Source organism: Ruegeria sp. CH6, assembly GCF_056537005.1.
This window is the reverse complement of sequence record NZ_JBQFQS010000007.1, coordinates 152,626-173,075: the sequence shown is the minus strand read 5'-3', so window position 1 is coordinate 173,075 and position 20,450 is coordinate 152,626. Positions and strand designations below refer to the sequence as shown.

The window sequence follows — 20,450 nt, the reverse complement described above, 5'->3', positions numbered from 1 at the left end:
GCAAAATCAACTATCTTACCACCCAAATCAACGTGCAAGTCATACAACGGCGTGCGGTTCAAACCAGGCATCTCATAAACCTCTCTTTTAGTTGAATCCGGCAGGTATCTGGCATCGTTGGAGAACATGGCGCACATTGCAATGATTGTTTGGTCAACTCAGGAGACGTGTCGATCCATAAACCATGACACTGGTGGCGCAGCGGGGCGGGTATGAAAAAGATCGACAACATTGCGCTGGTTTCAAAATCAGGTCGCTGTGGTTCGTGGACGCCCAGATCGGGGTGATGCAAGGATGGTATACAGCAGCATGCCGCCCTTATGTCTCCTATAGGAAACTTTTCTCCGTTTCACAACATCTCAGCCTGCCTTATGAATAACAGGAAGAAACTCAGGCACGCATTTCAATAGAACCGGCGGGGCCTTGTGAGATCATCAAAGCAACGCGAGATCCGCATTCAATCTCACAACTGTTCGACAGCCTGCCCCAGCACTTTTAGTCCGGCAACCAGATCACTTTCGGGTGTGTCCTCGGCAAAATCGTGACTGATCCCATTGATTGAAGGCACAAATAGCATAGCGACCGGCATCAGGCGGGACACATTGGTTGCATCGTGCAGCGCGCCAGAAGGCATCCGGCGCCACTGATTGGGTGCGATCTGCTCTGCCCCGGCTTCCAGCGCAAGGCGCAGACGCTGATCCATCGCGACCGGCTCAAGACCCAGCATCGGACCGAAACTGAGATCCATTCCAACACGGTCAGCCACTTCCTGCGCGACGCCCCGGATAATCTCTTCCATACGTCGCAGACGGTCTGCGTCTCCGTCACGCCACTGCATGGAAAACCGGACACGCCCGGGAACAATGGAAGAGGCGTTTGGATGGACATCCACATGGCCAATCGTCCAGACGGTCTGGGGCGTCACCACATTCTGAAACCGCTCATTTATCTCGGCGTTGAATAGCGAAAGTGCCTGAAACGCATCGCGGCGCAGATGCATCGGGGTAGTGCCGGCATGGTTTTGCTGCCCCTCAAAGCTGATCACCATGTCACGAATACCAACGATATCGGTCACCACACCGATCAGGTCACCTTCAGCATCCAGCGTTGGCCCTTGTTCGATGTGCATCTCGATAAAGCCTGAGAACCGGGCCGGATCGACAAAACCCTGTGCCATATCTGACATGGATGATCGGGCCGCCGCAAAACTCGTACCTGAGTGGTCGGTCAGTGTATCCGCCTTTGCAAGATCCAGAGTACCCGACCAGACAGCCGAACCCGTTGTTACACCAAACCGGCCCTCTTCATCCTGAAAGCTGACAACCGAGATTGGTCTGTCACTGGAACGCGCGATTTCCAAAGCCGCGATGACGCCCAGCGCGCCATCCAGCCACCCTCCTTCGGGCTGGCTGTCGGAATGGGATCCCATGAGCAGAGAGGTACCCGGTGCCAGACCAAACAAATTGCCCACCGGATCAAAATGAGGGCGCAGCCCGGCTTCCTCCATCCGTCCGGCCAGCCAGCGTCGCGCCGCAATGTCAGCATCGGAATAAGCAGGTCTTACCACACCCTTGCCGATACCCGACGCCCCGAATTCACGCAGCTTGTGCAGATCAGCCAGAAACCGGTTTTCATTTACCGTCATGACGTTCCCCAATTTTCCGAACGGCCCAACCATAGACCCGGCATCTGGCCCGGCAAGCTGTGATGTATCGATATGCGACGATTTTTGCCCGTTGCCGATCAAACCCCTCTGGTCCCGGCACGGAACCTGCCCTAAGACTTGCCTGCAAGAGGGACCGTCATGTCACATATCACACTGGTTCGTCACGGACAGGCCAACACCACAGCCCGGGACGAGGAAAATTATGACAAGCTGAGCGATCTGGGTCACCAGCAGGCGCGCTGGCTTGGGGCGCATTTGCGGGACACTCACGCCCACCATCCCCGAGTCTATTGCGGCACCCTGAAACGTCACGCTGAAACCGCTGCCAGCATGGGCTTGCCCGAACCGATCCGGGATGCACGGCTGAACGAGATCGAGTATTTTAATATTGCGAAACTGTTCGAAGAGCAGCACGGAGTAGCCATTCCAACAGATCGCGAAGGGTTCGTGCAGCATCTGCCCCGAACCTTTGACGCTTGGGCCAATGGCGACATCAGGAATGCACCGGAAACATTCGACGAGTTCGAAACACGCGTATCTGATGCCCTGAAAGACATCGGAACCGAAGGTGGTCCGGCAATTGTGGTAACTTCGGGCGGCCTGATCTCGATGGTGGTTCGACAGGCCATGGGTCTGGATATCCAGTCGATGGCCCGAGTGGCCCTTGCGATCATGAACACATCAATGCACCGTCTTTACCCGATCGGCGCTCAGCTAAGCCCGGTCCTGTTCAATGCCGTCCCACATCTGGAATCGCCCGAACGGCACTTTGCCCAGACCCACCTTTGACCGGCACAAACAACGGAGTTCCCTCATGCAGCTCTACTACGCTCCCAGAACCATTTCGGTCGCCGTGGCCATCGCGCTGGAAGAAGCCGGTCAGGAATACGAAGCAATCCGTCTGGATTTCGCAAGCGGTGAGCAAACGCAACCGGCCTACAAGCAGATCAACCCCAAAGGACGGGTTCCTGCCCTCGTTGTCGATGGCGGTATTCTAACGGAAACGGGCGCTCTACTGGAGTATGTAGCCGCAAAGGCACCTCAGGCGGGTCTGGTTCCCGTCGATCCGGTGATGGCAGCACGGATGCGGGAAGTGATGTACTACCTTGCATCGACCATGCACGTGAACCACGCACATAAGATGCGCGGACATCGCTGGGCCGACAAGAAATCCAGCTGGAAGGACATGAAAGAAAAGGTAGCACAGACCATGACAACGTCCTGTGACTACATCTGTTCGAACGGTCTGCGCGGTCCGTTTGTGCTGGGCGAGGCGTTCTCGTTGGCCGACGCATACCTGTATGTGGTGTGCAGCTGGCTGGAAGGTGACGGTGTCGATGTCCCGGCCTTTCCGAAAATTCTCGCCTTCCGTGAGGCGATGGAGGCGCGCGCCTCGGTTCAGGCGGTTCGTGCCGCCGGAATGCTCTGACAAAAGGAATATACATGACACATCTCTGGGTCCGGGCAGAACAACGCCCGAACGAAGAACGGGTGGGCCTGACGCCCGAAGGCGCGAAGGCACTGATCGCCTCGGGTATTCGTGTCACGGTCGAGGAAAGCCACGTCCGGGCAATCCCGATCGATGGCTACAAGGATGCCGGGTGTGAGATCGCGGCTGAAAACTCGTGGCCTGAGGCCCCGGCCGATGCGATCATCTTCGGCCTCAAGGAACTGCCCGAGGATGGCACACCCCTGCCCCACCGCCACATCATGTTTGGTCATGCCTACAAGGGCCAGCATTCCGGTCGTGCGCTACTGGAGCGGTTTAAGGCTGGCGGCGGTACACTTTATGATCTGGAATACCTTGTGGAAGAGAATGGCCGACGCGTCGCCGCCTTTGGATACTGGGCCGGATATGCAGGCGCGGCAGTCACACTCAAGACCTGGGCCGCTCAGCAACGGGGTGAAGAATGTCCGCCCGTCGGCGTCTACCCCGGCAAGGATGTTCTGAACGCCGAACTGTTGGCCGAATTGGACGCAACCGGGCAAGCGCGCCCGCGCGCCATTGTAATCGGTGCGCTGGGACGTGTTGGCACCGGTGCTGCGGATTTATGCGAGGCTATGGGCGTCAGTGTCACGAAATGGGACATGGCAGAAACCGCAAACGGCGGGCCTTTTCCCGAGATCCTTGAACATGATCTGTACCTGAACTGCATCTTTGCACGTCCCGGCACACCGGTCTTTGTCCCGCGCGAAGCACTTACTGCGCAGCGCAATCTGACTGCCATAGGCGATGTCGCCTGCGATCCGGACAGCGACTATAACCCGGTACCTGTCTATGACCGGGCCACCACCTGGGACCATCCTGCCCTGCGTGTCGCCACTGATCCTATTCTGGATGTGACGGCCATCGACAACCTACCGTCGATGCTGCCAGTCGAAAGCTCCGAAGATTACGCAGCGCAATTACTACCTTCGCTCCTGACCCTGACTGCTCTGGAAAACGGCGTCTGGGGCCGGGCAGCGGCTACCTACAACACTCATATCGAAGGGATCTGAGCGATGACGATTCATTGGTGTGGCACCGGCCTGTCGGCCATCCCCGGCCTTCGCCGCCTGATCGAGGCGGATCACAAGGTTACCGTATGGAACCGGACTATCGAAAAGGCAAAGGCTGAAATCGGTGATCTGACGGATGACATCCATGCCTTCGACATTGATGCGATTGCTAAGGTTCTGAAACCTGGCGACGTGATCGTCTCGATGCTGCCCGGAGACTGGCATGTACCTCTAGCTGAACTTGCCATCTCGAAAGGTGCGAATTTCGTTTCATCCTCCTACATCGCGCCCGAGATGCGTGCGCTGGATGACAAAGCACTTGAGGCCGGTGTGGCATTGGTGAACGAGGTCGGGCTGGACCCAGGCATCGACCACCTGATGGCCCATGCACTGGTTGATGACTACCGCGCCTCGGATGCGTTTGATCCGGAAAACCATCTGAGCTTTATCTCTTACTGCGGCGGTATCCCCAAGAACCCCAATCCGTTCCGCTACAAGTTCAGCTGGTCACCACTCGGCGTACTCAAGGCTTTGCGGTCTCCGTCCAGATCGATCCGAAATTACGCCCCGCTTGACGTGGCGCGCCCTTGGGATGCGATCAGCACCTACATCGCCCCGCTACCGTCCCCGGAAAGCTTTGAGGTTTATCCGAACCGGGATTCACTGCCCTTCATGCAGCAGTACCATTTTGAAGAGCACTGGCCGGTCAAGGAATTCGTACGCGGTACATTGCGGTTGAACGGATGGTCCGATGCATGGTCCGGCGTGTTCAGCGAAATCGAAACCTTGTCTGGACCAGAGGGTGATGTCCGGCTGAAGGAAATGTCGGATCAGTTCTGGGATGAGAATGCCTATGACGAAGGCGAACCGGACCGGGTTGTCCTTTGCGTTGGGCTTAAGGCAGAGAACGAAGGCCGCGAAGTCTGGAACAAAACCTATGTGATGGATGCATGGGGTGACGAGCGCGGAACCGCCATGGCGCGGTTGGTTTCAATTCCGGTTTCACTTGCGGTTGAGGCCGTACTGAACCGAGAGATCCCGGCCGGCGTGCACGCTGCCCCCAGTGATCCGAAACTGGTGCAGGGTTGGATGGCAGAGATCGACAAGCTGGCACAACACCTTCAGATCGTCGATCACACCTAATGACGAATCTCGGACGAGCGGAATACGCTGTCGGATTTCTTATTTGCCGCGTCTGAAACCTGAAAAAGCAAGGGCCATTCCTGAACTTACGGAATGGCCCTTTGCTTTTACGTCTGGCGCGGATCGCTGATCAAATGACATCAGTATTCAAATGTATCTTTCGATCGTTTCATCGATATCGCTGCGGTTGATCCCAAGATCAGAAAGCTCGCTGTCGGACAAGCGGCCAAGCTCCTGAGCTGCACCAACAATATCTTTCCGGATTGCGCGTATTCTCATGGCCCGGTCAAACAACGCCAAAGCGCTGGCGGATGGGACCGTTTCAAGCATCGGATATGTGTCCAATTCCCGTACCTCCTCATAACCCGTTGATTGGCGTTCAATGAACCAATCAGAAGCGGTCAGTGTACATTCTGCCGAATGGGCTCATGGTGATAGACGCTCTGATACGCACGCCGGTGAATTTCGCTGCGTGGAATACCGATATCCTGCAGGCGTTGATCACTAAGCTGCTCCAGCTCGCGAACTGTTTTTGTGTAGATCCGACGACGAAAGCTCTCGACTCTGGCCTCGGCATAATTGGCAAACAGGCCACCAAACAAACCTTTTTGCGTCTTGATTGACTGAACGTTTTCCATTTTCGTGCTCCTCCTGATCTGATCTTCGTTGCGGTTGTAAGATCAGATAAAGGAACGCTTGCTTAACGAAATCGGGCCGTTTCATTAATCTATGTTTAGAATACGCAGCTGCGTCGGGAGATAATGCGAAAAGCCTGTCACAGTTGAAACCGGCACCTAGTCCTCGGGCTCAAGCACCAGTTGAAGAACAAATCTTGTTGCAGGTTCCGTCTCTTCACGCGCGAGCAATTCTCGAAACAACGGATCAAGCCTGTCATCATTCCAGTCGCGCATTGCAAAGGCGATCTGCCCAGCCAATGATACATCGGCCTCTAGTACACGTTCATAGACTTCAGCAATTTGCGAACGAAACTCAGGGATCGCTGACCCGGCGTCCGATAATGCTCGGACCAGGATCAGCTTGTCTTCACTAGGCCAATCAGCTTGCGTCACCCACCCGTCAATGGCGGAAATTGCGAAAGTGCCATCCACCTCGATACCGGCCAAAGCCCACTCATGCAGGTTCGGCCCTGCTGTCTTCAATCTTGCCAGATAGCGGGATCGGACGACCTCAATCGCATCCGGGTCGGTCTGCAAACCCAAAAGCCGTATGGAGGCTGGAGCATAGTTCAGCCTCTGAATGCTGCCGATATCATCGAACAGTTGATCTGTGAGCGCTGAAACATTCGTCTGCCGGACCAACGCATACGGAGCGCGGTAGACCTCTACCAACGCAGTATCCCGCAAAACTCGATCTTCACTGGAAAGATAGTTGGCGAAGAATTGTATACGTTCGGACGTTCCACCTGTGCCTGGATTCCAGAGAACACCGTGACTTTGCAGGGTTTCAACGAACTGTGACCGTTCCGCCGACATTAGGAACAGCTTTCTCCAGCCTTTGGACAGTTTACGCCCGGCCTGATCCTGACTTTCAGCACCGTAGACAAACAAGACTGTCCGATCTGGATCTGACAGAAACATCTTTCGCGTTGTTGAATCGACCAGAAACGGAATCTCGGGCAAGTTCTCTACCTGCTCTTTGGTTCCTTTTAGAACTTCGGCAGGTATGTACCTGAATGCGTTGTCAGGCGATGGGCGTGCCAGAACAATTACATCTGCTGAAAGCAGACGGTCCCCAAGCGATGCTTCAGGCAACGAGATACAAACGACACAGGCATCAGCGGGGCGCGGATCCAGAATTCGCGCCAACAACATGGCTACAACAAAAATGGCCTTCAAACCGCTTTGCATCAGCGTAAGGATAGCGCGACAAAGCGTTTACGGCGACAAATTTGAATCCGAGAAGCGCTTAGGTCCGTTTTATGGAACTTCGCAACAAAACCTTGATGGTTGGCTACATCAGATCGTTTTCGACGTCCTCGGCTGAGATGCCCAGCGCATCCAGCCCGTTTTCGAGATGATCTGACAGGTGCGGTGTTCCGATCAGGTAATCGGCGCAGGGGGTCGAAGCCTCGGATTTAGCCGTTGCTATGGCCTCGGCCAGATCTTCGGCGAAAAAGCTCTCGCGGCCGATCCACATGATCGCCACCAGTTCAGCCTGTTCGTCTTCGCTCATCCGGTCGACAAAGGCTCGAAGTTCACCTTCGGCCCGATTCAATTCGCGCCCCATCATGGCGACCTGGGCAACTTTTCTTGCCGAGATTTCCAACATGCGTTCAAACTCCTCTGTCCGCGATTTCAGTTTATCACAAACAGCTAAGCAGATGCGCGTCTTTGATCTCACTCAAACAAATCGGGGCATCGCATACATCTTAACGATGGGATCGTGAAACAGGCTGTTTGGGAACCGGGGCCTTCCTGAAAGGCCGAAACGTCGCCTTTTTCATCCAAAGTTTCAGGCCCTGCCACAAGATCAAAGCAAATGCGCGCCTGGCTCCAAAGGGACGACGTACAAGCGACCAGAGAATTGTGCGGTTTGAAAGTTCGGACCTCGATCCTGTCAAGGTTGCGATCAGACCCCCGCGCGCGCGTCCATAGTCGATCCACACACCGATGCGGTCGGAGCGATAGTCAAAGCGAAACGTATATGTGCCCTCGATCTTCTGAAACGGGGATACATGCATCAGTTTATCGGCGACGATGCGGTCTGTTGGCAAAATGGGCGACATGTCAGGGTTACAGCAAAGATAGCTATGTCGCGTTCCGTAGGTGTTGGTGACCTCAGCAAGCACTGCGTAAAGCTGATCATCACTGTCAAAGCAGAACCAGAAACTGACCGGATTGAAAACGTATCCAAGTACCCGGGGCTGCGTCAGCAACTCGATACGGTCAGGTTGGGGAAATGCGAGTTCATCAAAACACTCACGCAACCATTTTGCAGCGCGCCCATGCTTTGGATGCCCTCCATGATCACGGGTCCGCCATCCCATGATGTTTGCGCGATCCAGTGAAAACAGAGACGGGGTTGCAGGTCGATCCTCCGGATCCAGCATGATGTAGTCGATGGAATAGCGAAATGCGTTTTCGATATTGCCTTTGCGTCCATGGTAGGTATGCGCCGCGATATGCTGGACGCGGTCCATTCGCGAACCATAGTCATGAAAGCGTTCGGGGTTGCCGATGACGGCACCCTCTGCATGTGTGCTTTCAAACTGTTCAAATGGCATTCTTTTCTCCGCAATACCTTACGGTGCACTACGAAGAATATCGCAATCCGGATTAAAATTCGCATTCAAAGTGATCCGGCTTGGGCAAGGCCCCGTAATGCGGTTATGTTTACCGAGATTGACATCGCGACCATGGATGAACCTGCGGCGGATTCAGTGCCTCCGCAACCTTGGCGCACAAATAAACGCATCAAGGGTAAACCGGTGAACGGAACAAAAAAGAGTTGCGACACCAGAGCCGAGTGGGTGAACCACATCAAGCGCATAAGGGACGCTCAGGATCAGGCGGCCTTTGCCGAGCTGTTTCAGCACTTCGCCCCACGCGTTAAGGCGTTTCTGATCCGGTCCGGATCTGACGCGACAACGGCTGAGGAATGTGCGCAAGAGGTCATGGCCACGCTGTGGCACAAGGCGCACTTATTCGACCCAAGCCGTGCAACGGTCGCCACCTGGGTGTTCACGATTGCGCGGAACAAACGAATAGATGTGATCCGAAAACAAAGGCGCCCGGAACCAGAAGAACTGGACTGGGGTCCAGAAGCGGAACCGGAACAGGATGACGTAATCGCATTGCAGCAGGAAACTGCACAGCTTCGAACGGCCATTCTGGCTTTGCCCGAAGCACAAAGAGAACTGATCGAAAAGGCATATTTCGGAGACCTGAGTCACCGGGAAATTGCCTCTCAGACGGGGCTGCCGCTGGGAACGATCAAATCACGGATTAGGCTGGCGCTGGATCGCTTGCGCCACGCGATGAACTGAGATGACGATGATGAGCAAGAGTATAAAACATCACCTCACAGATGACCTTTTGATGGCCTACGCTGCCGGCAATCTGCCCGAGGCGTTTGACCTTATGGTTGCCACGCATCTGTCGCTCTGCGACCACTGCCGCGCACGGGCCGAAAGCTTTGAGGCCGTGGGTGGGCAGGTTCTGGAAGACCAGGCCCAGACGGCGCAGATGGGATCAGACGCGCTTGCGGCAACGATGGCTTTGATCTCGCAAGGTGCTCCGACACCCAAACCTGTGCGCAAGAAATGTGCAGTACTGCCAGCGCCATTGCAGGACTATGTCGGCGGAGACGTGAACGACATTCGGTGGCGACCGGTTGGTATGGGCGTCAAACAAGCGATCCTGCCAACGACCAATGAGGCAACTGCCCGGTTGCTGTTCATACCTGCAGGCGCAGCAGTACCGGATCACAGTCATCGCGGTATCGAGATGACCATGGTTCTGCAGGGCGCGTTCTCGGATGAGGTTGATCATTTCGCACGGGGTGATGTTGAGATTGCGGATCAGGATCTGGAGCATATGCCCGTCGCTGATATCTCAGAAGACTGCATCTGTCTGGCAGTGACTGACGCGCCGTTGAAGTTCACCAAACTCATGCCGCGTTTGTTCCAGCCATTCCTTCGGATCTGAGTATCTCGGAAATTTGAATAAACGCCCGAAAACCGGCGTCGCAATGGCGTCGGTTTCGGGTAACCTCCGGGCATGAGATTTGATCTGCCCGATGACGATACGCTTTACTCTGCCCTGATGGCGCGCGATCCCTCGTGGGATGGTCGCGCTTATGTGGGCGTTACCTCGACCGGTGTGTTTTGCCGACTGACCTGTCCGGCCCGCAAACCGAAACGTGAGAACTGCCAGTTCTTTGCCACCATCGCAGACTGCCTGAATGCAGGGTTTAGAGCCTGCAAACGCTGCTGCCCGATGGCACCGGCCGCCCAATCTGACCCGGCCATTTCATCGCTTCTGGCGAAACTCGAGGCCGATCCTACCCGTCGCTGGCGCGAAGCCGACATCGTTGCAATGGGGCATGACCCTTCTACCATCCGCCGTGCCTTTAAACGCCATTTCGGCACCACCTTTCTGGACATGGCACGACAAGCTCGGTTGCAGGCAGGTTTGACCACTCTGGCACAGGGTGGAAAAGTCATCGATGCGCAACTTGAGGCGGGATTTGACTCTCCGGCAGCCTTTCGCGTGGCCTTCGCAAAGCTGCTGGGTTTGCCGCCCGGTGCTTTTCAGGCCAATGCGATGCTGCGGGCCGATTGGTTCGACACGCCTTTGGGTGCGATGATTGCGATTAGCGATCCGGGTCACCTTCACCTGCTTGAATTTGCCGATCGCAAAGCACTGCCTACCGAGCTGAAACGGATCCACAAGGCCTGCAAAGGGTCACTAGGTTTTGGCCGTTTCGCACCAACCGATCAAGCCAAAGCGCAGCTAGAGGCGTTTTTTCAGGGCCGCTCAGCCCAGTTTGATCTACCACTTGCACTGCACGGCACTGAGTTCACCAAAGCGGTATGGCGCATTCTGCAATCCCTGCCCGCTGGGACGACGCAGTCTTATTCGGATATCGCGCGCCGTATTGGACGACCTGATGCGGTTCGGGCTGTAGCGCGCGCAAACGGGGCAAATCAGATCGCGATCATAATCCCCTGTCACCGTGTTTTAGGGGCTGACGGTACGCTGACCGGGTATGGCGGCGGCCTTTGGCGCAAACAAAAACTCATCGAACTGGAACGGCACTACGCCCCGAAAGAAAGGCATCCTGCATGACTCAATCCGAAAAGGCGCGCAATTTCGCAGCGCTGCATCAGCCTGGAAAACCGCTGATCCTTTACAACGCTTGGGATGCGGGCAGTGCGCAAGCCATCAGCAAAGCCGGCGCTTTGGCTATCGCAACGGGCAGTTGGTCACTGGCAGCGGCACAGGGTTACAAGGATGGCGAGGACATGCCGCTTTCTATTGCCACGCAAATCCTCGAACGCATGGTTGGTTCGGTAGCTCTGCCAGTCAGCTTTGACTTTGAGGCTGGTTTTGCTGAGGACCTCGACACGCTGGCTAACAATATTGATCAGGTCATTTCCGCGGGCGCGATTGGTGTCAATTTCGAGGACCGTTTGATCGGTGAAATCGGATTGCGCTCTGCATCAGATCAGGCCGATCGCATTGCAACCTTGCGTCGTGTGGCCGACGCTAAGGGCATCCCACTATTCATCAATGCCCGAACCGATGTTTTCTTCCAGGGCAGCAAACCCGAAGAGCACGCTGATCTAATGAAGGAGGCACAGACCCGTGCCCGGACCTATGCGGATGCAGGAGCAAACGGGATATTCGTCCCCGGACTGATCACACCCGAACTGATCGGCAAATTCTGTGCAGCGGCCCCATTGCCGGTCAATATCATGCAGATCGGGCAGTCTCCGGATCACGCCACTCTTGCTGATCTCGGCGTCGCGCGGATCAGCCATGGACCTGCGCCTTATCTGGCAGCCATGGCAAATGTCACCAATGCGGCGACCGCTGCACTAAAGGTCTAATCCGGGCATTTAGTTCGAAATCAGCCCTCGGTTTTACCCAGCGGAACCACGTTCGGGTGTTCATCGGGGGCAAGCTCTTCGAAATCGAAATTGTCCAGACGCTGAGCGCGGCGGCCAGCTTTTTCCGCGCTGATCTTGATCTCTGAAATATCCTTGGCCGCCTGTCCAAAGTGCCGATCAAGATTGCTGACACGATCACCGAGACGGTCAACATCCTTGTGCAACATCCCCAACTCCTTGCGGATTGCACCCGCCTGCTCCCGCATTCTTGCATCCTTGAGGATCGCGCGCATCGTATTCAGGGTTGCCATGCAAGTGGTGGGTGAAACGATCCAGACGCGTTTGGCAAAGCTCTCCTGAACCAGCTCCGGAAACTTGGCATGCAGCTCGGCATAGACCGCCTCGGATGGCAAAAACATCAACGCACCATCGGCTGTTTCCCCATCAAGGATATATTTCTCCGAGATATCGGTGATGTGCTTGCGAACGGTGCTGCGAAACATCTGAACCGCTGCTTTCAGCTCCATGTCATTTGTGGACGCGATCAGTGCCTCATACGCCTCAAGCGGGAACTTACTGTCGATCACGATAGGCCCGGGCGGATTCGGAAGATGGATCAGACAGTCGGCGCGACGGCCATTTGACAGTGTCGCCTGAAGCGAGAAACTGTCTGTTGGCAAGGCCTTGGACACGATATCGTTCAGTTGGATTTCACCAAACGCACCACGGGTCTGTTTGTTGGACAGGATATCCTGCAGGGACAACACGTCGCCTGACAGCTTGGTGATGTTGTCCTGCGCTTTGTCGATGGCGGCCAGTCGCTCCTGCAACTGCGTCAAAGAAGTAGCGGTCTGCTTCGAGGACCCATGCAGGGATTCCTTCATCCGCTCCTGCATCTCGGCCAGCGCGCGCGCCGATTTCATCGCGTTGTCTGCCAAACGATCATTCATCTGCTGCTGCACCGAGGACAGCCGCGACTCGACGGTCTGGATCACCTGCACATGTGCATTGGCTTGTGTATCTGAAACCTGTTGCAACCCACCGCGCAACTGATCTTGTCCCTGACCCAATTGCTGAACGTGCTGTCCCAGATGTGCCATCTGCCGTGCCAGAGGTTCGGCCATTCGCGCAGACCTGTTGGCCGCGCGCAGGGACAGAAACAGCAACATCAGAATCAGCAGCAGCACACCGGCCCCGATCAGAACCGCCATGACCACCGGGTCATTCAAACTATACTGGTTGCCTGCAATCTCGATCATGTCAGCTCATTTGTTCTTGTTTTGTTTTATCCTTCATACCCGGGTAAGGAAATTGGATCAACTGCGCCCGAACAGCCGTTCGATATCGCTCAGTTTCAATTCCACATATGTAGGTCGCCCGTGGTTGCATTGACCGGAATGGGGCGTCGCCTCCATTTCGCGCAACAGGGCGTTCATTTCTTCGGCTCGCATCCGGCGACCCGAACGCACCGAGCCATGACAAGCCACCCGGCTGAGGATCGCCTCGATCCGGGCCTGCACCGCCTGGCTTTCACCCTGATCGGCAAGTTCGTCGAGGATATCCAGAACCATTGCGCGCGCATCAACTTCGCCCAGGATGGCAGGAGTTTCGCGCACTGCCACCGCGCCGCCTCCAAACGGTTCGATGGTCAACCCAAGGCGGGTCAGGTCGGCAGTTACTGCCATCAGCCGCGCGCAATCGCCTTCGGATAGCTCGACAATCTCTGGGATCAACAACGCCTGCGCTGCAACACCATTCTCAGCCATCTGAGTTTTGAGCTTTTCATAGACCAGCCGTTCATGGGCTGCGTGCTGATCAACGATCACCATGCCGTCTGCGGTTTGGGCAATGATATAGTTCTCATGAACCTGCCCACGTGCAGCACCAAGCGGCAGATCGCTGGCCGTAGGTTCGGACTCCTCGGCGATCGGGTCGGGTGCAAGAACCGGTTCGATAACTCTGCCGCTGTAGTCATTCGACAATTCGGCAAATCCCGGAGACTGCGCCTGAAACGCAACCTGTCGCGCTGCGGGCGAAGGGCGATCCATCTGATACACCCGCGCCGGACCGGGGGAGGCTGATTCCGGCCGCATCGCCCCGAGCGTTGCATTGGCGACGGTCGAAGACGCGCGATGGCCCGCGTCCGCCAAAGCGTGCCGCAGGGCTGAAACGATCAATCCACGCGCAATCCCGGGATCGCGGAATCTGACCTCGGATTTGGCAGGATGGACATTCACATCTACCAGAGTCGGGTCACAATCAATGAACAAAGCCGCAGCCGGATGGCGGTCCCGGCTGAGGAAATCGAAGTAGGCCGCGCGCAATGCGCCGGTCAGCATTTTGTCCCTGACAGGCCGCCCGTTCACAAACAGGTACTGCGCCACAGCAGCGCCACGCGAATAGGTTGGCAATGCAGCATAGCCATAGAGGCGAATGCCCTCGCGCGTGGCGTCGATCTGCAAGGCATTCTCGGCGAATTCGCGGCCCAGCACACGGGCTAGCCGGGCGTGCAGCGCATCAAACAAATCTCCGTTCTCGCGATCGGCCCGAAAGACGACGCGCCCTTCTCCTCCGCCCGAGACATCGCGCAGGGTAAAGGTGACAGAGGGTTCCGCCATGGCCAGGCGCTTGACGGTATCCGAAATCGCCTGCGCTTCGGCCCGATCGGTACGCATGAATTTCAAACGGGCGGGTGTGGCAAAGAACAGATCGCGCAGCTCAACCACCGTTCCGCTGCGCAGCGCGGCGGGTTTCACCGCTTCCATCTTGCCACCTGCCACGCGGATTGAGGCGGCTTCGCCCCCCGCAGCGCGACTTGTGATCGTTAGTCGACCGACGGCACCCAGCGATGGCAAGGCCTCACCACGAAATCCGAAAGTGTGAATGTTCAGAAGGTCCGAGCCATCGATCTTGGAGGTTGCATGACGCGACAAGGCCAGCGGCAAATCTGCTGCTGCGATCCCACATCCATCATCGGTTACGCGGATCAGGGTTTTACCGCCATCGGCGATATCGATGGCGATTCTGGTCGCGCCGGCGTCTATGGCGTTTTCCACCAGCTCCTTGACGGCGGATGCCGGGCGCTCCACGACTTCACCGGCAGCGATACGGTTGATTGCCGCATCGTCGAGTTGCCGGATTACCGGTCGATTTTCGCTGATATTGGGGTTCGCCTGCACCATACCGCTAGACCTAGCACGATCTGACGCGATTCTGCCACCGGTTTGAGGACTGTATTTTAGCGGGAGGGGGGCGTCCGGATGATTGCGGCAGGCCAATAAATTGTAGGCTCACGGTTCCGCAATCATCCGAACGATCCGAAGTGAGTGGTGGTCGTTCATTAACAATTGAACTAGTTATAACACGAGCAGATCGACAAATCTCGTTAAGCTTTCACCGCAGTTCAAACTTGGCAATTATCGGCCTATCTCCGCAGAGACGGGGTGGCAAGAAAGCGCCACGTCAAGCCCCGGATGGGGCGCCAGCGCGGGTTCGACACGGACCAAACACTGCCGCTGTAGCCAGAATAAGCCCGGACATCGTGGCGATCATTCCCGCAGCGCTCACTGCGTCGGCCCCGCCCAGCCACAACGGTCCATAGCCCGCCAGTACATAACCCGACACGGCCGAGACAATGGCAAACACAACGCTCCACGCAATCTGCGCCTCAAGCCTGTTGGTCATCATGCGCGCAGCCGCAGGTGGACAAATGAACATGGCGATCACGATGATCGAACCCACAGCGTCGAAGGCAGCAACTGCAGAAATGGCCGCGACGATAACCAATGCCATGCCCAACGCTCCCGTCCGGATCCCGATGGTGCGGGCAAAGCCTTCGTCAAAGGTTGATATCTTGAGTGGTCGCCAGAACAGCCAAGTGAATAGGATTACCCCTGCAAGCGTCAACGCAATTCGAGGCAGTTCCGGCGGAAGGCCCGCCAGCGCCTCTAGGTCCCATAAAGAGGGCCAGCCCGTTGCATCCAGCCAGATCAGGCTTTCGAGGTTACCGTATAACGCATGTTCCACGTCCAGATGGACTGTCGAGGTATCGGTTTGCTCCAGCAGCAGGACCCCTGCCGCAAACATTGTGGTGAATACAACACCCATCGCCGCCCCCGGTTCGACCTGACCCAGCCTTCGAATGGCTTCGATCAGAACGACGGCAACCACAGCGGCCCCTGCAGCGCCCAGCATCATGGGCCAGGTTGAAATTGCACCGGTCAGCAGAAAAGCAACGACAATACCAGGTAGCACCACATGACTGATCGCATCCCCGATCAGCGCCTGCTTTCGCAGCACCAGAAAGTTGCCGGGCAAAGCACAGGCAATGGCCGCAAATGTCCCGATCAGCATCGGTGTGAGGGACAGCGGGACAAATTCTTCTCCGCTCATGGCCGAACCTCCTGCGGGCCGCCAATACGACGGTCGATTTCCGTGATCTGGTCGTGGGTAAGAACGGTCTCGATATCGCGTAGGCCGTCATAGAGCGCTGCGGTGGCTTCATGGGCCTGATCAGCGCGCACGATCTCCCAGCGTTTTTCGTCGCGCAGCGCTTTGGCCGCGCGTGCTTTTCCGGTTTCAGTCGCCACGCCATCGGCGCGAACCATCCCCTCACGTCGCAAAAGGCGCAGGGTCAAAGGCTCATAGATCTTCTGGCCTTGTGCCAGTGCCAACAACCCTTGCCGGATATGAACCCGGCGTTGAAACCGCAAATGGCGCAGAACCGCAGCCAATACGCCACGAACGGGGGCAAAGAACAGCGACAGGGCAAAGAAGGTAAAACTGACCAGGACGATGATCGGGCCGGTCGGCAAATTCGGTGCCGAGGCCGACAACGCCGCCCCAATATATCCTGCAAGGCCACCAGCCAGACCAGAGAGCAGCACAACGCGATCCGCGCGCTGGGTCCAGAAGCGTGCCGTCACGGGTGGAATGATCAAAAGCGCCACGATCAGGATCAGGCCTACAATCTTCAGGCCAACCACCGTCACAGCCATGACCAGCCCCATCATGGCAAGGTCGATGCGATGCACGGGCAAACCGCGCGCGGCAGCATATTCTGGATCAAAGGCCACCATCATCATGGGGCGTCGGATGATCATCACCAAAACCAGCGTAGCTGCGCCACCAAATGCGATGATCAGTGCATCAGCCCAGAGCATGCCCGCAGTCGATCCCAACAGGAAACCTTCTAGGCCGGCCTGACGGCCCACGCCCATTGTTTGGATCACAGTCAGAAGCACGATACCTAAACCAAAGAACACCGACAGGATCGCGCCTATCGCGGCATCTTCGGCCAAACGCGTATGGCGCGTGAGCCAGTTCATCGCAACCAGACCAATCCAGGCCGAGATTGCAGAGCCAGCCAGCAAACCGAGCAGATTGCGCCCGTCACCCCCCAGTGCGACCAGGATCATGAAGGCGATACACACACCCGGCAAAGTGGCGTGGCTGATAGCATCGCTGACCAGAGCCCGCTTGCGCAGGAAAAGAAATGTGCCCGTCACGCCAGCAGAAACACCAAGCAACGTGGCACCAACCGCCACCAGCGTGGCGTTATAGCCAAGCTGAAGCGTCAGAGCATCCCAAAGCATGATTTACCCCAATGCGCGTGAAATCTGATCGATCTGCGCCGTAGCCAGACGACCACCATAGGCAGCTTGCAGGGTCTCGGCAGTAAAGGCCTCGGCCACCGGACCTTCGGCTACCTTACGGGTATTGATCAGGAATACATGGTCGAAATAGTCGGTAACGGTTGCCAGGTCGTGATGTACGACGACCACGGTTTTACCCGCCTCTTTCAGCGACTTCAGAACAACAATTATGGCTTTTTCGGTTGCCGCATCAACACCGGCAAACGGTTCATCCAGCAGGTACAGGTCCGCATCCTGTGCCAGTGCACGCGCCAGAAAGACACGCTGCTGCTGACCACCTGAGAGTTGGCCGATCTGACGATCAGCAAAATCGCGCATTCCGACCCGATTCAGGCAATCCATTGCGCGCGACATGTGGCGCGCTCGGATGCGGCCCAACAGGCCCAGCTCTCGCGACAATCCCATCAACACCACGTCAATAACGCGGGTTGGGAAATCCCAGTCGACACTGGCGCGTTGCGGAACATAGGCAATACGGGCGCGCTGATCATCCAACGGCTTTCCGTAGACTGTCACCTGTCCGGACAACGGCGCGACTATTCCCAATGCTGCCTTGAGCATGGTTGACTTACCCGCCCCATTCGGGCCGATGATCGCGGTCATCGCACCGGGCTCAACGGTCATATCAACCGAGAACACTGCCGGTTTTTGCCCATATGAAACGGTCAGGCCGCGAATGGCGAGCGGGCTGTTTTCCACGCCCCGCTCTTCCACGGATACACCCTGATCAGCCGCAAGCTCCAACATGGCCTCAGAACCCCGCCGACAATTTGCCGTTCATGCCGCGCTCTGGCACATCTGCGCCCAGCGCACCTGCAATCACGGTAATGTTGTGATCCAGCATGCCTACGTAAGTGCCTTCGTATGATCCCGGCTCGCCCATGGCATCTGAATACAGCTCTCCACCGACGCCGACCTCATGACCTTTGGACGCAGCCCCTTCGATCAGGGCGCGCATTGAGCGGTCAGAGACAGAACTTTCGACAAACACAGCCGTCAGTTGCTGGTCCACCAGCGTATCGACCAACTCGCCGATCCGGTTCAGGCCAGCCTCGGACTGGGTCGAAATACCCTGAATACCCAGTACTTCATAACCATATTCCTCGCCAAAATATCCAAACGCATCATGAGCGGTGACCAGCACACGGTTGTTTTCCGGCACCGCAGCCAGAACCTGTTTTCCGTAGGCGTCCAATTGATCGATTTCTGCGAGAAATGCCTCGGTATTGGCGGCAAAGGTCTCGGCTGCTTCGGGGCGGGCTTCGGTTAGTGCTTCCTGCACTTGAACCACCACATCTTTCCATAAAACCGGGCTCATCCAAAGGTGCGGATCGTATTTGTCTGCGTAATCGTCATGCGCACGCAACTTGGATTTATCGACACCGTCTGCCACGGCGACCACGTTCCGTTTGCGCTCGAGATCATGAAAGAACTCTTCCATCTGCGCTTCCAGATAAAGACCATGCCACAGCACCAGATCGGCGCGGGTCATCGCCACGATATCGCTGCGGGTCTGACGATAGGCGTGCGGGTCAACACCAGGCCCCATCAGGCCTTTGACCTCAACCTGATCACCACCCACCTGACGCACGGCATCAGCGATCATACCCGTTGTGGCAACTACCTTCAGAGGGGCTTCAGCCCACGCCGCCAAAGGCATAGCCGCGGCAAACGCGATTACTGCAAGAAAACTGCGACGAATCATTTCCGACCCCATTTTGGTATCCACTTGAGAATGAATATGCGAACCATTCGCAACTAAGTCAACGCTATTGAGAATTATTCGCAAGAAAACCTATTATATTTGTCCAAATGGTCAAAAAATGTGACCTGAAGAATGTTACACATCTTCCATTTGGCCGCGTCCCGTGCGATTTTGGCGCAAACCTCCCAAAGGATGTGAAGATGGAAACGCAGAGCTCAGAAAGCCCCGTGCGCACCGCGCATCTGCCGCAAGTGACCGAGCCCAGAAACCCCGGCATGGACCTCGATCTGGACTGGGTACGCGCAGTGCAGGTCAATACCTCGGCCATAGAACGACGCGCCGCGACCCTGCCCGGTCGACGGTCGGTGAAGAAAGAGTATCAGGCCGCGTGGCTACTGAAGGCGATCACGATGATCGACCTGACCACACTGTCAGGTGACGACACTGTGGGCCGCGTTCGCCGCCTTTGCGCCAAAGCCCGGCAACCCGTGGCACCTTCGGTTCTGCAGGCGCTGGACATGCCGCCGATCACCACAGGGGCCGTTTGCGTCTATCACGACATGATCGAAACGGCGGTGGATGCGCTACATGGCACCGGCATTCCAGTTGCCGCAGTTTCCACCGGATTCCCCGCTGGCTTGTCGCCATTCCATCTGCGCGTGGCTGAGATCGAAGAAAGCGTAAAGGCCGGTGCCGAAGAGATCGACATCGTGATTTCGCGCCGTCATGTCCTGTCGGGTGACTGGCAGGCATTGTATGATGAGATGAAGGCTTTCCGCGTCGCCTGCGGCGATGCACATGTCAAAGCTATCCTCGCCACCGGAGAGCTGGGCAGCCTGCGCAACGTTGCGCGCGCCTCGCTGGTTTGCATGATGGCAGGCGCTGATTTCATCAAGACCTCAACCGGTAAGGAAAGCGTCAACGCGACCCTGCCCGTATCGCTGGTGATGATCCGTGCGATCCGTGACTACTATGATCGCACTGGATATCGTGTTGGGTACAAGCCTGCAGGCGGGATTTCCAAGGCCAAGGATGCACTGGTGTATCTGTCTCTGATCAAGGATGAGCTGGGCGATCGCTGGTTGGAACCGGACCTGTTCCGCTTTGGCGCGTCGTCGCTGCTGGGCGATATCGAGCGGCAATTGGAACACTATGTCACCGGGTCCTACTCGGCTGGCTACCGTCACTCCATGGGCTGAGGACAAGAAC

Annotated in this window: 21 protein-coding genes; 9 read left to right on the top strand and 12 right to left on the bottom strand. The window is 56.6% G+C overall.

Annotation, left to right across the window (positions count from 1 at the left end):
• Positions 1 to 463 precede the first annotated feature (463 nt).
• The gene (locus ACR0CW_RS15650; protein WP_480788507.1) at positions 464 to 1,645 is read right to left on the bottom strand and encodes a Zn-dependent hydrolase; all 1,182 of its coding nucleotides are present in this window, start codon (positions 1,643 to 1,645) and stop codon (positions 464 to 466) included.
• A 159-nt stretch (positions 1,646 to 1,804) separates the two neighbouring features.
• Between ACR0CW_RS15650 and ACR0CW_RS15645 the strand changes: the two genes are divergently transcribed.
• From ACR0CW_RS15645 to ACR0CW_RS15630, 4 genes are read left to right on the top strand one after another with little or no spacing between them, the layout of a single operon-like run.
• Complete coding sequence (locus ACR0CW_RS15645) at positions 1,805 to 2,455, top strand: histidine phosphatase family protein (RefSeq protein WP_155146265.1); 651 nt, start codon at positions 1,805 to 1,807, stop codon at positions 2,453 to 2,455.
• 25 nt (positions 2,456 to 2,480) lie between these two features.
• Positions 2,481 to 3,095 carry a glutathione S-transferase family protein gene (locus tag ACR0CW_RS15640; protein WP_480788506.1) on the top strand — a complete coding sequence of 205 codons (615 nt, stop codon included), beginning with the start codon at positions 2,481 to 2,483 and terminating at the stop codon, positions 3,093 to 3,095.
• Positions 3,096 to 3,109: 14 nt separating this feature from the next.
• A complete protein-coding gene (locus ACR0CW_RS15635; protein WP_480788505.1) occupies positions 3,110 to 4,165 on the top strand; it encodes a saccharopine dehydrogenase in 1,056 nt (351 codons plus the stop codon).
• A 3-nt stretch (positions 4,166 to 4,168) separates the two neighbouring features.
• The gene (locus ACR0CW_RS15630) at positions 4,169 to 5,308 is read left to right on the top strand and encodes a saccharopine dehydrogenase family protein (RefSeq protein ID WP_480788504.1); all 1,140 of its coding nucleotides are present in this window, start codon (positions 4,169 to 4,171) and stop codon (positions 5,306 to 5,308) included.
• A gap of 147 nt (positions 5,309 to 5,455) precedes the next feature.
• On the opposite strand, the gene ACR0CW_RS15625 is transcribed toward ACR0CW_RS15630, so the two are convergent.
• The 5 genes from ACR0CW_RS15625 to ACR0CW_RS15605 all read right to left on the bottom strand — a co-directional run bounded on the left by ACR0CW_RS15625 (position 5,456) and on the right by ACR0CW_RS15605 (position 8,468).
• Entirely contained in the window at positions 5,456 to 5,638 is a 183-nt protein-coding gene (locus ACR0CW_RS15625; RefSeq protein ID WP_155146273.1) for a YjiS-like domain-containing protein, read from the bottom strand.
• A gap of 71 nt (positions 5,639 to 5,709) precedes the next feature.
• Entirely contained in the window at positions 5,710 to 5,946 is a 237-nt protein-coding gene (locus ACR0CW_RS15620; protein ID WP_480743175.1) for a DUF1127 domain-containing protein, read from the bottom strand.
• A gap of 156 nt (positions 5,947 to 6,102) precedes the next feature.
• A complete protein-coding gene (locus ACR0CW_RS15615; RefSeq protein WP_480788503.1) occupies positions 6,103 to 7,176 on the bottom strand; it encodes a hypothetical protein in 1,074 nt (357 codons plus the stop codon).
• 103 nt (positions 7,177 to 7,279) lie between these two features.
• Positions 7,280 to 7,597, bottom strand: coding sequence for a DUF3775 domain-containing protein (locus ACR0CW_RS15610; RefSeq protein ID WP_155146279.1), 318 nt, complete (start codon positions 7,595 to 7,597; stop codon positions 7,280 to 7,282).
• 100 nt (positions 7,598 to 7,697) lie between these two features.
• On the bottom strand, positions 7,698 to 8,468 hold the full coding sequence (locus tag ACR0CW_RS15605; protein WP_480788513.1) for a DUF1365 domain-containing protein: 771 nt from the start codon (positions 8,466 to 8,468) through the stop codon (positions 7,698 to 7,700).
• Positions 8,469 to 8,798: 330 nt separating this feature from the next.
• Between ACR0CW_RS15605 and ACR0CW_RS15600 the strand changes: the two genes are divergently transcribed.
• The 4 genes from ACR0CW_RS15600 (at position 8,799) to ACR0CW_RS15585 (ending at position 11,882) form a co-directional block, all read left to right on the top strand.
• On the top strand, positions 8,799 to 9,314 hold the full coding sequence (locus tag ACR0CW_RS15600; RefSeq protein ID WP_437436578.1) for a sigma-70 family RNA polymerase sigma factor: 516 nt from the start codon (positions 8,799 to 8,801) through the stop codon (positions 9,312 to 9,314).
• Positions 9,315 to 9,324: 10 nt separating this feature from the next.
• On the top strand, positions 9,325 to 9,975 hold the full coding sequence (locus ACR0CW_RS15595; protein ID WP_480788502.1) for a ChrR family anti-sigma-E factor: 651 nt from the start codon (positions 9,325 to 9,327) through the stop codon (positions 9,973 to 9,975).
• Positions 9,976 to 10,047: 72 nt separating this feature from the next.
• Complete coding sequence (locus tag ACR0CW_RS15590) at positions 10,048 to 11,118, top strand: bifunctional transcriptional activator/DNA repair enzyme AdaA (protein ID WP_480788501.1); 1,071 nt, start codon at positions 10,048 to 10,050, stop codon at positions 11,116 to 11,118.
• Positions 11,115 to 11,882 carry an isocitrate lyase/PEP mutase family protein gene (locus ACR0CW_RS15585; RefSeq protein ID WP_480788500.1) on the top strand — a complete coding sequence of 256 codons (768 nt, stop codon included), beginning with the start codon at positions 11,115 to 11,117 and terminating at the stop codon, positions 11,880 to 11,882. Before ACR0CW_RS15590 ends, ACR0CW_RS15585 begins: the two co-directional genes overlap by 4 nt.
• Positions 11,883 to 11,902: 20 nt before the next feature.
• Here the strand turns inward: ACR0CW_RS15585 and ACR0CW_RS15580 are convergent, their stop codons facing one another.
• The 6 genes from ACR0CW_RS15580 to ACR0CW_RS15555 all read right to left on the bottom strand — a co-directional run bounded on the left by ACR0CW_RS15580 (position 11,903) and on the right by ACR0CW_RS15555 (position 19,241).
• A complete protein-coding gene (locus tag ACR0CW_RS15580) occupies positions 11,903 to 13,141 on the bottom strand; it encodes a DNA recombination protein RmuC (protein ID WP_480788499.1) in 1,239 nt (412 codons plus the stop codon).
• 57 nt (positions 13,142 to 13,198) lie between these two features.
• Positions 13,199 to 15,064, bottom strand: a complete 1,866-nt coding sequence (mutL, locus tag ACR0CW_RS15575) for a DNA mismatch repair endonuclease MutL (protein WP_480788498.1) — start codon at positions 15,062 to 15,064, stop codon at positions 13,199 to 13,201.
• Between the two features lie 280 nt (positions 15,065 to 15,344).
• Positions 15,345 to 16,274: a metal ABC transporter permease gene (locus ACR0CW_RS15570; RefSeq protein WP_480788497.1), complete on the bottom strand. Its 930-nt coding sequence runs from the start codon at positions 16,272 to 16,274 to the stop codon at positions 15,345 to 15,347.
• Positions 16,271 to 17,476, bottom strand: a complete 1,206-nt coding sequence (locus ACR0CW_RS15565) for a metal ABC transporter permease (RefSeq protein WP_480788496.1) — start codon at positions 17,474 to 17,476, stop codon at positions 16,271 to 16,273. Before ACR0CW_RS15565 ends, ACR0CW_RS15570 begins: the two co-directional genes overlap by 4 nt.
• A 3-nt stretch (positions 17,477 to 17,479) precedes the next feature.
• Positions 17,480 to 18,283 carry a metal ABC transporter ATP-binding protein gene (locus tag ACR0CW_RS15560; protein ID WP_480788495.1) on the bottom strand — a complete coding sequence of 268 codons (804 nt, stop codon included), beginning with the start codon at positions 18,281 to 18,283 and terminating at the stop codon, positions 17,480 to 17,482.
• A 4-nt stretch (positions 18,284 to 18,287) separates the two neighbouring features.
• Entirely contained in the window at positions 18,288 to 19,241 is a 954-nt protein-coding gene (locus tag ACR0CW_RS15555) for a metal ABC transporter solute-binding protein, Zn/Mn family (protein ID WP_480788512.1), read from the bottom strand.
• A 200-nt stretch (positions 19,242 to 19,441) separates the two neighbouring features.
• On the opposite strand from ACR0CW_RS15555, the gene deoC reads away from it, so the two are divergent.
• The gene (gene deoC, locus ACR0CW_RS15550; protein WP_480788494.1) at positions 19,442 to 20,440 is read left to right on the top strand and encodes a deoxyribose-phosphate aldolase; all 999 of its coding nucleotides are present in this window, start codon (positions 19,442 to 19,444) and stop codon (positions 20,438 to 20,440) included.
• Positions 20,441 to 20,450: the final 10 nt, after the last annotated feature.

Bases quoted from the DNA above. Each gene is read 5' to 3' on its own strand.
- ACR0CW_RS15650 (WP_480788507.1), bottom strand. From the start codon at position 1,645: ATGACGGTAAATGAAAACCGGTTTCTGGCTGATCTGCACAAGCTGCGT.
- ACR0CW_RS15645 (WP_155146265.1), top strand. From the start codon at position 1,805: ATGTCACATATCACACTGGTTCGTCACGGACAGGCCAACACCACAGCC.
- ACR0CW_RS15640 (WP_480788506.1), top strand. From the start codon at position 2,481: ATGCAGCTCTACTACGCTCCCAGAACCATTTCGGTCGCCGTGGCCATC.
- ACR0CW_RS15635 (WP_480788505.1), top strand. From the start codon at position 3,110: ATGACACATCTCTGGGTCCGGGCAGAACAACGCCCGAACGAAGAACGG.
- ACR0CW_RS15630 (WP_480788504.1), top strand. From the start codon at position 4,169: ATGACGATTCATTGGTGTGGCACCGGCCTGTCGGCCATCCCCGGCCTT.
- ACR0CW_RS15625 (WP_155146273.1), bottom strand. From the start codon at position 5,638: ATGCTTGAAACGGTCCCATCCGCCAGCGCTTTGGCGTTGTTTGACCGG.
- ACR0CW_RS15620 (WP_480743175.1), bottom strand. From the start codon at position 5,946: ATGGAAAACGTTCAGTCAATCAAGACGCAAAAAGGTTTGTTTGGTGGC.
- ACR0CW_RS15615 (WP_480788503.1), bottom strand. From the start codon at position 7,176: ATGCAAAGCGGTTTGAAGGCCATTTTTGTTGTAGCCATGTTGTTGGCG.
- ACR0CW_RS15610 (WP_155146279.1), bottom strand. From the start codon at position 7,597: ATGTTGGAAATCTCGGCAAGAAAAGTTGCCCAGGTCGCCATGATGGGG.
- ACR0CW_RS15605 (WP_480788513.1), bottom strand. From the start codon at position 8,468: ATGGACCGCGTCCAGCATATCGCGGCGCATACCTACCATGGACGCAAA.
- ACR0CW_RS15595 (WP_480788502.1), top strand. From the start codon at position 9,325: ATGAGCAAGAGTATAAAACATCACCTCACAGATGACCTTTTGATGGCC.
- ACR0CW_RS15590 (WP_480788501.1), top strand. From the start codon at position 10,048: ATGAGATTTGATCTGCCCGATGACGATACGCTTTACTCTGCCCTGATG.
- ACR0CW_RS15585 (WP_480788500.1), top strand. From the start codon at position 11,115: ATGACTCAATCCGAAAAGGCGCGCAATTTCGCAGCGCTGCATCAGCCT.
- ACR0CW_RS15580 (WP_480788499.1), bottom strand. From the start codon at position 13,141: ATGATCGAGATTGCAGGCAACCAGTATAGTTTGAATGACCCGGTGGTC.
- mutL (WP_480788498.1), bottom strand. From the start codon at position 15,064: ATGGTGCAGGCGAACCCCAATATCAGCGAAAATCGACCGGTAATCCGG.
- ACR0CW_RS15570 (WP_480788497.1), bottom strand. From the start codon at position 16,274: ATGAGCGGAGAAGAATTTGTCCCGCTGTCCCTCACACCGATGCTGATC.
- ACR0CW_RS15565 (WP_480788496.1), bottom strand. From the start codon at position 17,476: ATGCTTTGGGATGCTCTGACGCTTCAGCTTGGCTATAACGCCACGCTG.
- ACR0CW_RS15560 (WP_480788495.1), bottom strand. From the start codon at position 18,283: ATGTTGGAGCTTGCGGCTGATCAGGGTGTATCCGTGGAAGAGCGGGGC.
- ACR0CW_RS15555 (WP_480788512.1), bottom strand. From the start codon at position 19,241: ATGATTCGTCGCAGTTTTCTTGCAGTAATCGCGTTTGCCGCGGCTATG.
- deoC (WP_480788494.1), top strand. From the start codon at position 19,442: ATGGAAACGCAGAGCTCAGAAAGCCCCGTGCGCACCGCGCATCTGCCG.